Genomic DNA, 15,084 nt, shown 5'->3' on the forward strand with positions numbered 1-15,084 from the left:
AATTAACAGTAAATAAATAATGAATAATATGGGAGAAACTCAAGTAAAAACTGCGCATCCAAAAGGACTTTGGGTATTATTTGGAACGGAGATGTGGGAGCGATTCAATTTCTATGGAATGCGAGCTTTATTGACATTATTTCTTGTGAACTCATTATTGATGAAAGAAGAAGAAGCTTCTCTTATTTATGGAGGTTTTCTTGGACTTTGTTATTTAACACCAATGTTAGGTGGTTTTGTAGCCGATCGTTTTTTAGGTAATAGAAATTGTATTCTTTTAGGAGGATTATTAATGGCGATTGGTCAAATGTTGTTGTTTACCAGTGGAACTATTTTCGAAGGAAATTTACCATTGGCTAAAATCATCATGTATTCTGCATTAGGAGTAATTGTTTTTGGTAACGGATTCTTCAAACCGAATATTTCGAGTATGGTTGGAAGTTTGTATCCAAAACAAGAGAAAACAAAATTAGATAGTGCTTTCACTATTTTCTATATGGGAATTAACATCGGAGCTTTCTTAGGTCAATCTATTTGTCCTTTGTTAGGAGATGTTAAAGATGCTGGTGGAATTAGAGATATTCACGCTTTTAGATGGGGATTCATGGCGGCTTCTGTAGCAATGCTTTTGGGAACAATTCTTTTCTATTTCTTGAAAAACAAATATGTGGTTTCTCCTGAAGGAAGACCATTAGGAGGTTTGCCTTCTAAAAATATTGCTTCTGACTTTGAAGAAGGTGAAGCACAAAAAGCGAATTTTTCTAGCAAAGCTTTAGTACTTGCAGGAGTTGCATTCATCGCTTTAGGGTTCTTTTTTCACTATGCTGTAGGTCAGAATTTAATTTATACTTTGATTTATTCTAGTGGATTGTCATTGGCAGGATTAATTATTTCTGATACTTCTTTGACTAAAATCGAAAGAGACAGAATTATTGTAATTTACATTGTTTCGTTCTTTATTATTTTCTTCTGGGCGGCGTTTGAGCAAGCAGGTTCATCATTGACTTTTATTGCAGATAATCAAACAGATAGAAACTTCTTTGGATTTTTAATGCCACCATCTATGGTTCAGATCTTTAACGGACTATTTGTAGTTGTATTAGCAGTGCCTTTTAGTATTCTTTGGGATACATTAAGAGCTAAAGGTAAAGAACCAATTTCTCCGGTAAAATTAGCGGTTGGTTTAGTGGTTATTTCTATTAGTTTCTTTATGATAGCAACTCAGGTTTCTTATATCGGAACTTCTGGATTGCTATTGGTTAAATGGCTTATCTTATTATATTTCTTAAATACTTGCGCTGAGTTATGTTTATCTCCAATTGGATTATCATTGGTAGGTAAATTATCTCCAAAGCGTTTTGCTTCATTACTTTACGGCGTATTCTTTTTATCTAATGCATCAGGTTATGCTTTAGGAGGAACTTTAGGTTCTATCTTGCCGGCAACTGGTGATAAATTTGCAAAAGCAAAAGAATTAGGAATCGATCTTCAAGGTGTTTTAGATAATAAAATTACACCAACGGCTGAGCAATTAGCTTTATTGGATCAACACCAAATTAGTGCTCACAATCACTTTTTTGCAGGATTCGAAATCCATAACTTATACGAATTCTTTATGGTTTTTGTTGTTCTTACAGGTCTTGCGGCAATTATATTATTTGCTTTGACACCATTCTTGAAAAAAATGATGCACGGAGTACGATAACATGGAAAACAAAATCACATTAGAAGAAATTCAAAATTTTAAAGGCACTTATCCAAAACAATTGTGGTATTTGTTTTTTGTTGAAATGTGGGAACGTTTTTGCTTCTACGGAATGCGTGGTGTACTTACTTTTTTTATGGTAGATCAGCTTTTATTAAAAGATGAACATGCCAATTTGCAATACGGAGCTATTCAGGCTTTTGTTTATGCTTTTACTTTTATTGGAGGTATTTTTGCTGATAAAGTATTGGGCTTTAAAAAATCATTATTTTTTGGAGGAATCGTAATGATTCTTGGAAATCTATTGATTGCTTTTTCGCCTCAGACAATGTTTTATTATGGTATTGCTTTCTCGATTATTGGAACAGGTTTTTTTAAGCCAAACGTTTCGTCAATGGTTGGAGAATTATATCATGAAGATGATGGTAGAAGAGATGCTGGTTACGGAATGTTTTATGCCGGAATAAATGTTGGAGGACTTCTTGGGGGTGCTTTGTGTATTTATTTAGGGAAATACTATTCTTGGCAATTGTGCTTTTTATCAGCAGCAGTAGTAATGTTTTTAGGATTGGTTACCTTTTTGTTTACTAAAAAATATTTAGGTCCAATTGGAGATTCTCCATTATTGGATTTAGAACCTAGTAAAAGAAGAATTCGTGAAATTGCAGTTTATGCGATCTCAATATTAAGTTTGCCATTTATTTTTATAATGGTAAAAAATACAGACTACACAGATTATTTCATGTACACTATTGGAATAGTTGCAGTGTTGTATTTTACTTATGAATTGATAAGATTGGGCGATGTAAAAATGCAGAAAAAGCTCTTCGCAGCCTTTTTGTTCGTATTCTTTTATTTGTTGTTTAATGCAATTTATGAGCAAAGTGGTGGTTCATTATCGCTTTTTGCAAAAGATAATCTAAGTAATAATTTACTTGGTTTTACTATTGATCCCAATGTAGTAAACAACAGTTCGAATACATTCTTTGTTGTGGCGTTAAGTCCGCTAATTGGTTTGTTGTGGATTTGGCTTGGTAAAAGAAGAATTGAACCAAATACCCTGATTAAGTTCGGAATTGGATTCTTGTTTCTTGGAGCTTCATTCTATATTTTCTATTTAACAAAGTTTTTTGCAAATTCAGAAGGTATAGCATCTTTAAACGTGTTTACTTTTGCTTATTTGGTAACGACAATTGGAGAACTTTGTTTAGGTCCAATCGGAATGTCGATTATTACGAAATTGTCTCCAAAAAGATTATTCGGAATGATGATGGGATTATGGTTTTTAGCAAGTGCTTTTGGGCAATTATTTGCTGGAAAATTAGGTGCCGAAATATCAAGATCAAATACAGGAGATACGTTGCTTTCTAAGCTTCAGTCTTATACGGAAGGATATTATCAATTGGCAATTTATTCGCTTGTAGCAGGAGTTATTTTAATTGCGATTTCGCCAATTATTAGAAAATTAATGCAAGAAGTAAAGTAGACGACATTTAGCAATTCTTTTTTTGCTTAAATTTGTAGAAAATAATAAGGATATGAAAAAAATAATACTAGTAACATTGTTTTTTGTTGGCGCATTTGCAACGCAAGCGCAAGAGCTAAAATGGTATACAGACGTAAAAGAAGCAATTACTGAAAGTAATAAAGCGCAAAAGCCAATGCTTATGTTTTTTACAGGAAGTGACTGGTGTGGATGGTGTATTCGTTTGCAGAACGAAGTTTTGAAAACTCCTGAGTTTAAAAAATGGGCTGCAGACAATGTTGTTTTAGTGGAGTTAGATTATCCTAGAGCTGTGCCTCAAACGCCGGAGCTTAAAAACCAAAATAATGAATTGCAACAAGCTTTTGGAATTCAGGGTTTTCCAACAGTGTATTTTACAAGTGCAGAATCAAAGGATGGAAAAGTCAATTTTAAAGGTTTAGGTAAAACTGGTTATGTTGCTGGTGGTCCATCTGCTTGGTTGACAGTTGCAGAAGAAATTGTGCATCCAAAAAAATCTTAATTAAAGTAAATTCTATTTTAATAATATAAAAACTCCTTACAGGTTTGTAAGGAGTTTTTTTTGTTTAGTAAGAAAAAGTATTCACTATTTTAGTTGGTTTTATGGTTTTGTTATTTTATTACAAATAAAAAAATATATAATGTATTTTTTATATTAATAAAAATTGGAAAATTAAAATATTATGTTAATTTCGTCATGCTATACTAACCAAAACCAATTATACTATGACCAAAAAACTACTTATCCTACTGTTTTTTTTAGGTTCATTTTTTCTGCATTCGCAAAATTTAGTTTGGAGAACAAACATGACAGATGCTATTGCAATAAGTAATGAACAGAGAAAGCCAATGCTAATTTTATTCACTGCCTCAGGTGTACCGGAAAATCTTCAAAACGAAATCTTTAAAACTCCTGATTTTGCCGTTTGGTCACGCGACAATGTGATTTTGGTAAAACTGGATTTATCTGATTCTACAACGGCAGATGGAGACAGAGAACAAAATCTTAAATTGAAAAGCGCTTTTGGCGTCGAAGATTTGCCAGAGGTTTGTTTTGCAAGCGCTTCTATTCGAAAAAACAAAACAACTTTTAGCGCCTTAGGGAAACTTGCGTATAAACCCGGTGGAGCTAAAGCCTGGATTGCGGAATCAAATGCAATTCTGCATCCAAGCGAATAAAATAAAATTTAAATTAAGTTTCTTAGTTTAATTTGTAGAATCCCTTTTCAGCTTCGGTATGAAAAGGGATATTTTTTTGGAGTGGAATGCGATATCAGTAGTTTTAGTTTTTTTTAGGGCTTAAATTTTCATTTTGTTTAAAATTTAAGGTTTAAATAGTAAAATTCATTATAATGTAACTTTTTAGAAGTATTTATGATGGAAGTGTTTGTTAACTGCTCATTTTTGTGTTAATTTGGTTTTTATAACCCCCAATAAAACCTGCAAGATTATGACCCGAAAACTACTTACCCTACTATTATTTTTAGGTTCATTTTTTTTGCATTCGCAAAATTTAGTTTGGAATACTGATTTAAGCGATGCATTTGTAAAGAGTGATACGGAAAGGAAACCATTGTTAATATTTTTTACTGCGGCTAGCGCTGGACAGAAAATGCAGAATGAGATTTTTGCAAGCCCTGATTTTGCAGAATGGTCACGTGATAATGTTATTTTATTAAGACTTGATTTATCTGACTCATCATTAACGGATCAGGATAAAGAACAAAATCTTAAAATGAAAAATGCTTTAGGGGTCGAAGAATTACCTCAAGTTTGCCTGGTAACGATCACAATAAGGAAAAACAAACCAACTATTGATAAACTGGGGCTCCTTGGGTATAAACCTGGTGGAGTACAGCAATGGATAAAAGAAGCCAAAGCGATTTTGCGACCATAACAAAATTGCTTTCTATTATTTTAATTTGTAGAATCCCTTTTCGCTTGTTGCGTGAAAAGGGATATTTTTTTTGATACAAGTTAGTTTCCAATTCTGAACTATAGAATTGGAATTTGAAGCGTCTGCAATTATTATTTTCGGACGTAAATCCTTCAAAAGCCTATCTAAGTTTACTTTTGGAGATTGTGTAAGAAGTAGTATATCAGGTTGGATTTTGTTTTCGTAAATTCCTGTGCTGTCTAAAACCAAGATTTTTTTTCCGTTAAAGAATAATGTATTCTTAATTTTATTGGTGCTTTTTAAAACACCGAAATTTCCAACTAAATAAGAAGTTGAAACATTGTTTTTGGTCAGAGTATCGCTTGTGATAAAGCTTATGTTTTTTCCAATTCTTTCAGATATTAGTGTGTTTTTCTTTGTGTGATAAACGATTAATTCCTGCTGACTTTCGGTTTCCTTTTTAGTATAGATAAAAGAAATCTGAACAATAACAATACTAAGTAAAAGTGAAATCGTTTTGTTGAAATTTGGCTTGCCCATCCAAATTGTTCCTGTAATTATCAATAAGTAAATAGTTACCAGATAATAAAAATTGAAACCTATATCCCGAATCACAAACGATTCAAATGTTGCAACAAAGTGAATCATTAGATTTAAAAGATAAACACTCTTTTCAAAAATAACCACAAAAATTACTGGCGGACTATAAAAAACGGCAATAATCATAACTATAATTCCGGCAATCATTATAAAGGATAGTACAGGGAGAATGATAATATTAGTAACAAAAAATAGTCCCGGAAATTGATGGAAATAATACAGACAAACGGGTAAAGTGCCTATTTGTGCAGCAAAAGAAACTGTTAAAGCGTTCCAGATGTAAATTGTTATTTTGTGTTTTGGAGTCCAAAGATTTTTTAAAATAGGTTGTAACCAAACAATGAAAAACAATGCTAAATAACTTAGCTGAAAACCAACGTCAAATAAAAAATAAGGTTCAAATAATAGTATCAATAAAATAGAAACTAATAAAGTGTGGTAGATGTTTCCGCTTCTGCGCAAATGGTTTCCTATAGCAAGGAAAGAAAACATGACAACTGAGCGTAAAACAGGCGGAGATAAACCTGAAATTATAGCGAAAATTGCCAATGATATTAAAATGGAAATCAATTTTATAAAAGAGCCTTTTCGATTGTTTGGAATTGGTTTTAGAATGAAATTTATAAACAGCATTATAAAGCCAACGTGCAGTCCGGAAACAGATAATACGTGCGTAGTTCCGGAATATTGGTAATCTTTTATGATCTCTGACGAAATCTCTTGCTGTTGTCCTAAAATTAGAGCCAGGGCAACGTTCATTTCGTCTTTGCTGAAATGCGCTTTCTCCAGATTATTTATTATTCTGGAATGCAAACGACCGGAATAATACCAAATGTCCTTTTTAATATTTTTATTAATGGCTATTTCGGATTTTCTGCAATAAACCTGTCCATAGATTTGTTTGTTTTCTAAATACTTGGCATAATCAAATTGATTGGGATTTTTGCTTGAAGTATTCCCTTGTAAAATTGTTTTTACCCGAATTGTATTTCCTAAAATAACATTGTTTTTTGTACTGTCTTTTTGGATGTTTACAATGATTCTTCCTGTTTGAGTTTTGTTTTCAATTTGGTTTATAATGGCAATATAGCGATCATTGAAATCATTGCTTTTTAATTTTTCACGTAAAGTGAAAGTTATAAACTCGGGTTTTTCAAATGCTATTTTAGCATGTATGTAATTCGATTCCTGATAAGAATCTGTTTGTAGTTGCAGCGTAATTAAACCAATGAAAAAAGAAACTATAGAAGTGATTATTCCAAAAAGAATATTTAATTTTTTGTTTTTAGCAATAAAGAAATATAGAACAAAGAATATTGTGGCGATTGAAATAAGTATTATTCCGGCAGTTGCTATTGAAGGCTTTGCGTAGTAAGAAACAATAATGCCAAGAATAAAGCTAATTGTAATTTTAGCCAGAGGAAAATCTAATACTTTCATGGCTTAAAAGTATTAAAATTTTTGTAAGAAAAAGAATATATTTTGTTTGTTTCAGATTATTCGATTACTCTGTTGATTTGAGCAAAAGAATTTCCGTAATAAGCCTCTTTTGTAGACGAAATTATTACTCCTTTGGATGTTGAAGAATGTACAAATTTTATTTCGCTCGAATTTACTTCAAGAATAAGTCCAACGTGATTAATTTGCTTGCTTTTGTTTGTTTTAAAGAAGATTAAATCACCTTTTCGAGCGTCATCAAATTTGATTATTGTGCCTATTTTAGATTGCTCAAAAGAGCTTCTTGGTAGTTTTATATTTTCAGATTCAAATGTAGTATATACCAATCCGGAGCAATCGAATCCGCTTTTTGTGGTTCCTCCGGCTTTATATCGAACACCAACATTATCTGTCGCTTTATCGATTAATTTATTGACTGTATATCGGTTTTCTTTTTTCGACTCATTTTTGCCCACGGTAGTAGACGTCGATTTACACGAAGTAAAAGCAATCGCCAGAAGAAGGAAAATGAGTATTTTTTTCAAATCAAAAAACTTTTAAACCTGTTTTAAATCAGCTACAATTAATTTTGCGGTTTTTTTACTTGCACCAACTCCGCCTAATTTTTGTTCCAGAATATCATAATTCTTCAGTAGTTTTTCGCGATATTGAGGTTCAAGTAATTTTTGTAATTCTTCCTTAATGCGTTTCGTATTGCAATCACTTTGAATTAATTCTGTTACAACTTCCTGATCCATAATTAAATTGACAAGCGAGATGTATTTTAGCGTAATAATGCGCTTTGCAATTTGGTAAGAAATCGAACTTCCTTTATAACATACCACTTCCGGAACTTTAAAAAGTGCCGTTTCAAGAGTTGCAGTTCCCGAAGTTACCAAAGCCGCAGTTGACGAACGAAGTAAATCGTAGGTTTTATTCGAAACAAACGCGATGTTTTTGTTTTTTATAAACTGCTGATAAAATTCATAATCCTGACTTGGAGCGCCGGCAATCACAAACTCATAATCCTGAAAATCATCAACAACACTTAGCATAACACTTAGCATTTTGGTAATTTCCTGTTGGCGACTTCCTGGCAAAACAGCGATAATTGGTTTGTCTCCTAATTTATGTTCTTCTCTAAAAGTCTTTTCGTCAAACGGAGGTTGATTCTGAATCGCATCGATTAATGGATGTCCAACAAAATCTACCGGAAAATGATGTTTGTCTTCGTAGAAACTTTTCTCAAAAGGCAAAATCACAAACATCTTGTCGACATCTTGTTTTATAGCTTTGATTCTGTTTTCTTTCCAAGCCCAAATTTGAGGAGAAATATAATAATGTGTTTTATAATTTAACTCTTTGGCCCATTTTGCAATACGCATATTGAAGCCCGGATAGTCGATAAAAATCAAAACATCAGGTTTGAATTCAGAGATGTCTTTTTTGCAAATCTTTATGTTATTTAAGATGGTTTTCAAATTGAAAATAACTTCAACAAATCCCATAAAGGCCAATTCACGATAGTGTTTTACTAATGTTCCGCCAGCTTTTTGCATTAAATCTCCGCCCCAGAATCTAATTTCTGCTTGAGGATCTTCTTCATACAATGCCTTCATTAAATTTGAACCGTGTAAATCTCCGGAGGCTTCGCCAGCTATTATGTAATACTTCATATAGATTTCTTTGAAAGTGTTTCTCGATTTTTAAACACAATATTTTTTTTGCAGTGCAAAGATAAGATTTAAATAAATAAGGTAGAAATTGCTAAAACAATCACTGCCAGAACCACGCCTCTTGCCATAAGTTCTTTGTTTCTTTTTAGAAGAATTAAAAAAACAGCAAGATCTAAAATAGTTCCCAGCGTAATTACTTTTCCCAGATATCCTTGTTTTCTTATGGTTTCAAGTCCTGTTGAAACATCAAAAGTGGTAAAAAAGGTGATAAATAAATAACTTCCAAGAATCGAAGTAAAAATACCGATCATAAATCCGATAAGAATGTCTGCTTTATTCATTTAAATTCCAAGTATTAAGTTGTTGTATAGAGTGATGTGCTGTTAAGTCAAATTGTACCGGAACTACAGAAATGTATCCATTTTCTAAAGCCCATTCGTCAGTATCTTCACCTTTATCTTCGTTGGTGAATTTTCCGGTTAACCAATAATAATCTTTCCCGAAAGGAGTTTGTCGTTTGTCAAATTTCTGCGCGTAATAAGCTTTCGCCTGACGACAAATTTTAATTCCTTTAATTTCGTTTTCTTTTAATTTTGGGAAATTGACATTTAAAACGACACCTGCGGGTAATTTATTGGCAAGGGTTTCTAAAGTAATTTTTTTTACGAATGATTTTATTTGCTCAAAATCGGCATTCCAGTCAAAGTCTAATAATGAAAATCCAATTGATTGAATTCCTTCAATTCCTGCTTCAACAGCGGCGCTCATAGTTCCCGAATAAATTACATTTATAGAAGAGTTTGAACCGTGATTGATTCCGGAAACACAGAGATCCGGTTTTCGTTTTAAGATTTCATTTACTGCCAGCTTCACGCAATCTACCGGAGTTCCTGAGCAGCTATACTCGGTTATAATGTCATCTTCTTTTGAGATTTTGTCCAAAAACAAAGTATTATTAATGGTTATAGCATGTCCCATCGCACTTTGAGGTTTGTCCGGAGCTACGACGACAACTTCGCCAATAGTTTCCATAACGCTTATTAATGCTCTGATTCCGGGAGCCAAAATACCGTCATCGTTGGTAACTAATATTAAAGGTTTTTCGCTTTTCATTTACGAATTATGGTTTTAAATGTAGGATTTTAAAACAAATGTAGTGACAGATTTTGGTTGAATAGTCACAAATAAAGTAAAATTTGTCAACTAAATTGAAGAAGATTTTAGCGCATCAAACATTTTTATATCTTTAACAAAAAATTATAGTGGACTGGGCTTTGTTGGCACAGTTTTTACCGTAACTTAGATTAAAAAATTTGATGAATGCTATTATTAAGTTTATGAAAAGAAATTATAAAATACTTATAGCCGTATTATGCTTGTCATTGACCTTGTTTGCTTTTAAAATTAATGCAGATAAGACGGTAGATCCGGACCCAAATAGAGATAAAACGCTTTTAGAATTGCTTGCTTTTGTTATTGAAAAAGGACATTACAGCCCTGCAGAAATAAATGATGAGTTTTCTAAAGGAATTTTTAAAGATTATATCGAAGCGCTGGATCCTTCAAAGAGATTCTTCCTTCAGTCTGATATCGACGAATTCAAACAATATGAATTGCAGTTAGACGATCAGTTCTTGAATAAAGACTTAACGTTTTTCAATCTTACTTATACAAGATTGATGAAACGTATGGAAGAAAGCAAAAAACGTTATAAGACTATTTTAGCGCAACCTTTCAACTATACTGTTGATGAGAGTTTTAATGCCGATTATGAGCATATTCCGTATGCGAAAAATTTGACAGAAATCAACGAAAGATGGAGAAAACAAATCAAGTTATCTACACTTTCTTCGCTTGTTGCTAAACAAAAATTAGAAGAGGATAAAAAGAAAAAAGATCCTGCTTACAAAGAAAAATCTTTTGAAACATTAGAGAAAGAAACTCGTGATAGTTCTTTAAAATCATTAGACGACAATTTTGGTGTAATTAAAGATTTGAACAAAGAAGATTGGTTTTCTGTATATGTAAACTCAATCATGACACGTTTTGACCCACACACAAGCTATTTTGCACCTGAAGAAAAAGATCGTTTTGATGTTAATATCAGTGGAAAACTAGAAGGAATTGGAGCAAGATTAGTGAAGAAAAATGACTTTACTCAAATTGACGAATTGATTTCCGGAGGTCCTGCATGGAAAGGTAAAGAACTTGAAGCTGGAGATTTAATTTTGAAAGTAGCACAAGGAAACGAAGAGCCAGTTGATGTAGTTGGAATGCGTTTGGATGATGTTGTGAAAAAAATTAAAGGTCACAAAGGAACTGAAGTTAAGCTTACAGTTAAAAAAGTTGACGGAACAATTAAAGTAATTTCAATTACAAGAGACGTTGTCGAAATCGAAGAAACTTATGCTAAATCTAGTATTGTAGAAAGAAATGGATTGAAATACGGTGTAATTTATTTGCCTAAATTCTACATTGATTTTGAAAATAAAGATGGTCGTGATGCCGGAAAAGATATTGCGCTTGAAGTAGAAAGACTGAAAAAAGAAGATATCAACGGTATCGTACTTGATGTACGTGATGATGGTGGTGGATCTTTGTCTACAGTTGTTGACATTGCAGGTTTATTTATCGAAGAAGGACCAATTGTTCAGGTGAAATCTGCAGGTAAAAAGAAAGAAGTTTTATACGATAAAGATAAAAAAATCGAGTGGGACGGACCATTAGTAATTATGGTTAATAGCTTCTCGGCTTCTGCATCAGAGATTTTGGCTGCTGCAATTCAGGATTACAAACGTGGAGTTATCATTGGTAGTAAACAAACTTATGGTAAAGGAACGGTACAAAATGTACTTGATTTGAACCAATTTGTTCGTAATGCAAATTATGGAGATTTAGGAGCTTTGAAAATTACAGGGCAAAAATTCTACAGAATCAACGGAGGTTCAACTCAGTTAGAAGGTGTTCATAGTGATGTTGTTATGCCAGATCGTTATGCTTATTTAAAAATGGGTGAGCGTGATATTGACAATGCAATGCCTTGGGATAAAATTGATCCGGCTGATTACAGCACTTGGACTTCAAACGAGAATTTTGCGAAAGCAATTGATAATAGTAAAAACAGAATCGCTCAAAATGCACAATTCAAATTGATTGAAGATAATGCAAAATGGATCGATGTTAAAAATAAAGAGAATACTTATAGCTTGAATATCACTAGCTTTAAAGCTACTCAGGAACAAGTTGAAAATGAAGGTAAAAAATACAAACCTATTTCAGATTATAAAAATAGCTTGACTTTTAAATCATTGCCTTACGAAGAACTTGAAATGAAAAATGACGCTACATTAAAAGAAAAGAGAGATGCTTGGCACCAGGCTTTATCTAAAGACGTTTATGTAGAAGAGGCTTTGAATGTACTAGATGATTTACAGTCTAAAGGTTATGTAAAAAACACTGTTTCTCCTAAAATGAAAAAGGATAAATTGGTAAAATCTTAGATCTTTATAGAACTAATTTGTTATTAAAACGCTCCAAAAAGCTTAATTTTTGGAGCGTTTTTTTTGTAAGTTTATATTGTAGTGCAAGAAGTAATTTGTAATCCGTTAGAAAGGCTCACTAAGTGTTGAATATTGAAAAAAAACTGTTGTATGAAGAATTGTATTGTTTTAGGTTTGATTGGGTTTTTGTTTTTGTCTTGTAAAAATGAAATCACCGAAAAAGAAAATTTAGCACAAGAACAGGAATCCGGTTTTGTTTCAGATCAAAATAGTACGGGCTCAGGATTTTCTGTTTCGTATTTACCTACATCTACAACGAAACAAATTGTTAAACATAAATATTATACACTTTCTTATAATGAAAAATATGAGCAGGCCGAATGGGTTGCTTATGAATTAAAGAAAGAATATCTGAAAAACGGAAATTACAAACGTCCGTATTTTATTGAAGATCCAAGTGTGACAACAGGTTCTGCGGATTGGAGAAACTATAAAAAATCAGGTTATGATAAAGGACATCTTTGTCCTGCCGGAGATATGGAATTTGATCAAAGCGCTTATAACGATACTTTTTATACGTCTAATATTTCTCCTCAAAAACATGATTTTAATAGCGGAATCTGGAATAGATTAGAGCAAAAGACACGTTATTGGGCAGAAAAATACAATGACATTTATGTTATAACCGGCGGAATTTTGAAAGATTCGGATAAAACAATAGGGACAGAAAATGTTGCCGTCCCTAAATATTTTTATAAAATTGTTCTAACTAAATCGGGTAAAGAACACAAAGCAATTGCTTTTTTGGTTCCAAATGAAGATAGTAATAAGTCACTTTATGATTTTGTAGTTCCTATTGAAACTCTTGAAAAAATGACAGGAATTGACTTTTTTTCAAATCTGAAAAACCTGAAAAGCAGTAAGGATTTTTAAGTTACTAAAAAAACAGGTTTATAAATGTTAATCAAAAGTTGAGATGTGCCTTTAGGCACTTAATATTGGTAGAAAACAGGAATAGGAATAAATTTAGCGTGCCGTAGGTACGCAACAAAACGCTAACTATTGCGTACCTACGGCACGCCAGCACATTACGAACTTAGTTTTTACCAATATTAAGTGCCTAACGGCACAAATTGTAGACTTTTAACCTTATAACTTATTTTGTCTTTTTTTCGGATTAAATAATATAAAACTTAGAAGAGCTAATATCCAAACACCAATTCCTCCGTAAAGCAATATTATTTCAAAACCATGAGCGAGAGCTTTATGGAAGATTGCATTTGAAGAATTTAATAGACTTAATTCCTGAAAGTCTCTGTTAAGAGATGAAAAGTTTCCTGCAGCTATTTTTTCTGATATAGAATGTAATATTTTTGAATCTATGGTTTTGGAAAAAGCGGTATTTAAGTATGAAAAAATCCCTTCGACTAATAGATATCCCATCAAAGCAATATTGATAGACAAAGTAATTAATCTCGCACTCATGTCTATTCCGGAAGCCATTCCCGAACGATTGGAAGAAACTGATCCTGTAGTTGTATTGGTTACTGGTGTATTGGTTAATCCTAATCCAATTCCTGCGAGTAAAGAACCCGGAAGCATCGTTAACCAACTGGCGTGTTCAGCAATACTGCCATATCTCATAACAATAAAACCTAGTCCAATTACGAACAAACCTAACGGAATTACAATTCCTGAGCGATATTTAACTGTGAGATATTCGGCAAAAGGTGGAATTATTAAAGTTGGAAGGGTGTAAGCGAGCAAAGACAAGCCAACGGTTACTACATCATATTCTAAATAACTTTGGAAATAAATGGGCAAATATATTATAAAAGGCCAAAAGCTAAAATTCATACCAATCGATCCAAGAATTGCACCCGAAAAATTCCGAATTTTGAATACCGAAAAATTAAACATTGGATAAGGATTTGTTTTTTCAACGCCTATAAATATTATAAAACTGATAATTGTTGTGATTATAATACCCAAAGCAATTGGACTGCTAAAACCAAGATCCGGACCTTGTGTAATGTAATAAGTTAATCCAAATACTGATAAAGACAAGGTGATTGCGCCCCAAATATCTATTTTTTTAGCATCAGAATCTTTGGATTCGTCTACGTAAAAATGAACGAGAATAATAGCTAAGAAGGCGAGAGGAACATGAATTAAAAACACCCATTTCCAAGATAAAATGGCTATGATTGATCCGCCTATTATTGGACCAAAACCTAATCCGACGCCAAGAATAATTCCCCAGATTCCAAATGCTTTACTGCGCTCTTTTCCTTCTTGAAATTGGTGTGATAAAGTGGCTATTTGACAAATTAGCATTGCGCCGCCACTTATTCCCTGGAAGAAACGGCTGATTATCAACAAGACTATGTTTTCGGCTAAACCGCAGATTAATGAAGAAATGCCAAATAGAGTTAAGGTTATTATAAGAATACGTTTTCTGCCATATCGATCTGCAAGTGTTCCGGCAGCCATCAAAACTGTAGTGCAGCCTATTGTATAAATATTCATAATCCATTGCATGTCTTTGAGATTGGCATTTAGTAATTTTTCGAGAGTTGGAAGTATAACCGGCACACTTGAAATTTCGAGAGAGAACATTAATGTAGCCAGACAAATTGCAATTAAAACGATGGTGTTTTTGTATGAGTAAAAATTTTGTTTCATTTTTTAAATTGTTTTTAGCAAAAATAAACTGAATTTCGACTATTTATCAGTACAATTAAATGATAAAGAAGTACTTTTGC

General features: G+C 32.7%; 13 protein-coding genes. 7 read left to right on the forward strand and 6 right to left on the reverse strand.

Going from position 1 to position 15,084, the window contains the following annotated elements; genetic code table 11:
• Positions 1-28 precede the first annotated feature (28 nt).
• From CLU81_RS14880 to CLU81_RS14900, 5 genes are all read left to right on the forward strand, one after another.
• On the forward strand, positions 29-1,705 hold the full coding sequence (locus CLU81_RS14880; protein WP_099712774.1) for a peptide MFS transporter: 1,677 nt from the start codon (positions 29-31) through the stop codon (positions 1,703-1,705).
• Between the two features lies 1 nt (position 1,706).
• Positions 1,707-3,191, forward strand: a complete 1,485-nt coding sequence (locus tag CLU81_RS14885; RefSeq protein WP_099710525.1) for a peptide MFS transporter — start codon at positions 1,707-1,709, stop codon at positions 3,189-3,191.
• Between the two features lie 52 nt (positions 3,192-3,243).
• Positions 3,244-3,711: a thioredoxin family protein gene (locus CLU81_RS14890; RefSeq protein ID WP_099710526.1), complete on the forward strand. Its 468-nt coding sequence runs from the start codon at positions 3,244-3,246 to the stop codon at positions 3,709-3,711.
• Between the two features lie 224 nt (positions 3,712-3,935).
• A complete protein-coding gene (locus CLU81_RS14895) occupies positions 3,936-4,388 on the forward strand; it encodes a hypothetical protein (protein ID WP_099710527.1) in 453 nt (150 codons plus the stop codon).
• Positions 4,389-4,659: 271 nt separating this feature from the next.
• Positions 4,660-5,106, forward strand: coding sequence for a hypothetical protein (locus CLU81_RS14900; protein ID WP_099710528.1), 447 nt, complete (start codon positions 4,660-4,662; stop codon positions 5,104-5,106).
• Positions 5,107-5,121: 15 nt separating this feature from the next.
• Here the strand turns inward: CLU81_RS14900 and CLU81_RS14905 are convergent, their stop codons facing one another.
• From CLU81_RS14905 to surE, 5 genes are all read right to left on the reverse strand, one after another.
• Positions 5,122-7,146: a ComEC/Rec2 family competence protein gene (locus tag CLU81_RS14905; protein WP_099710529.1), complete on the reverse strand. Its 2,025-nt coding sequence runs from the start codon at positions 7,144-7,146 to the stop codon at positions 5,122-5,124.
• Between the two features lie 56 nt (positions 7,147-7,202).
• Entirely contained in the window at positions 7,203-7,688 is a 486-nt protein-coding gene (locus CLU81_RS14910) for a C40 family peptidase (RefSeq protein WP_099710530.1), read from the reverse strand.
• A gap of 12 nt (positions 7,689-7,700) precedes the next feature.
• A complete protein-coding gene (gene lpxB / locus CLU81_RS14915; protein WP_099710531.1) occupies positions 7,701-8,819 on the reverse strand; it encodes a lipid-A-disaccharide synthase in 1,119 nt (372 codons plus the stop codon).
• 68 nt (positions 8,820-8,887) lie between these two features.
• Entirely contained in the window at positions 8,888-9,160 is a 273-nt protein-coding gene (locus tag CLU81_RS14920) for a hypothetical protein (protein ID WP_099710532.1), read from the reverse strand.
• A complete protein-coding gene (surE, locus tag CLU81_RS14925; protein ID WP_099710533.1) occupies positions 9,153-9,932 on the reverse strand; it encodes a 5'/3'-nucleotidase SurE in 780 nt (259 codons plus the stop codon). The genes CLU81_RS14920 and surE overlap by 8 nt, the downstream gene beginning before the upstream one ends.
• Positions 9,933-10,135: 203 nt before the next feature.
• Between surE and CLU81_RS14930 the strand changes: the two genes are divergently transcribed.
• Positions 10,136-12,319 (forward strand): carboxy terminal-processing peptidase, encoded by a 2,184-nt coding sequence (locus CLU81_RS14930; RefSeq protein ID WP_099710534.1) that lies wholly within the window; start codon positions 10,136-10,138, stop codon positions 12,317-12,319.
• 150 nt (positions 12,320-12,469) lie between these two features.
• Positions 12,470-13,252 (forward strand): DNA/RNA non-specific endonuclease, encoded by a 783-nt coding sequence (locus tag CLU81_RS14935; RefSeq protein ID WP_099710535.1) that lies wholly within the window; start codon positions 12,470-12,472, stop codon positions 13,250-13,252.
• Positions 13,253-13,468: 216 nt separating this feature from the next.
• On the opposite strand, the gene CLU81_RS14940 is transcribed toward CLU81_RS14935, so the two are convergent.
• Entirely contained in the window at positions 13,469-15,004 is a 1,536-nt protein-coding gene (locus CLU81_RS14940; RefSeq protein WP_099710536.1) for an MFS transporter, read from the reverse strand.
• Between the last annotated feature and the right edge of the window lie 80 nt (positions 15,005-15,084).

The organism is Flavobacterium sp. 9 (genome assembly GCF_002754195.1).
In the GTDB taxonomy this organism is placed as follows: Bacteria; Bacteroidota; Bacteroidia; order Flavobacteriales; family Flavobacteriaceae; genus Flavobacterium.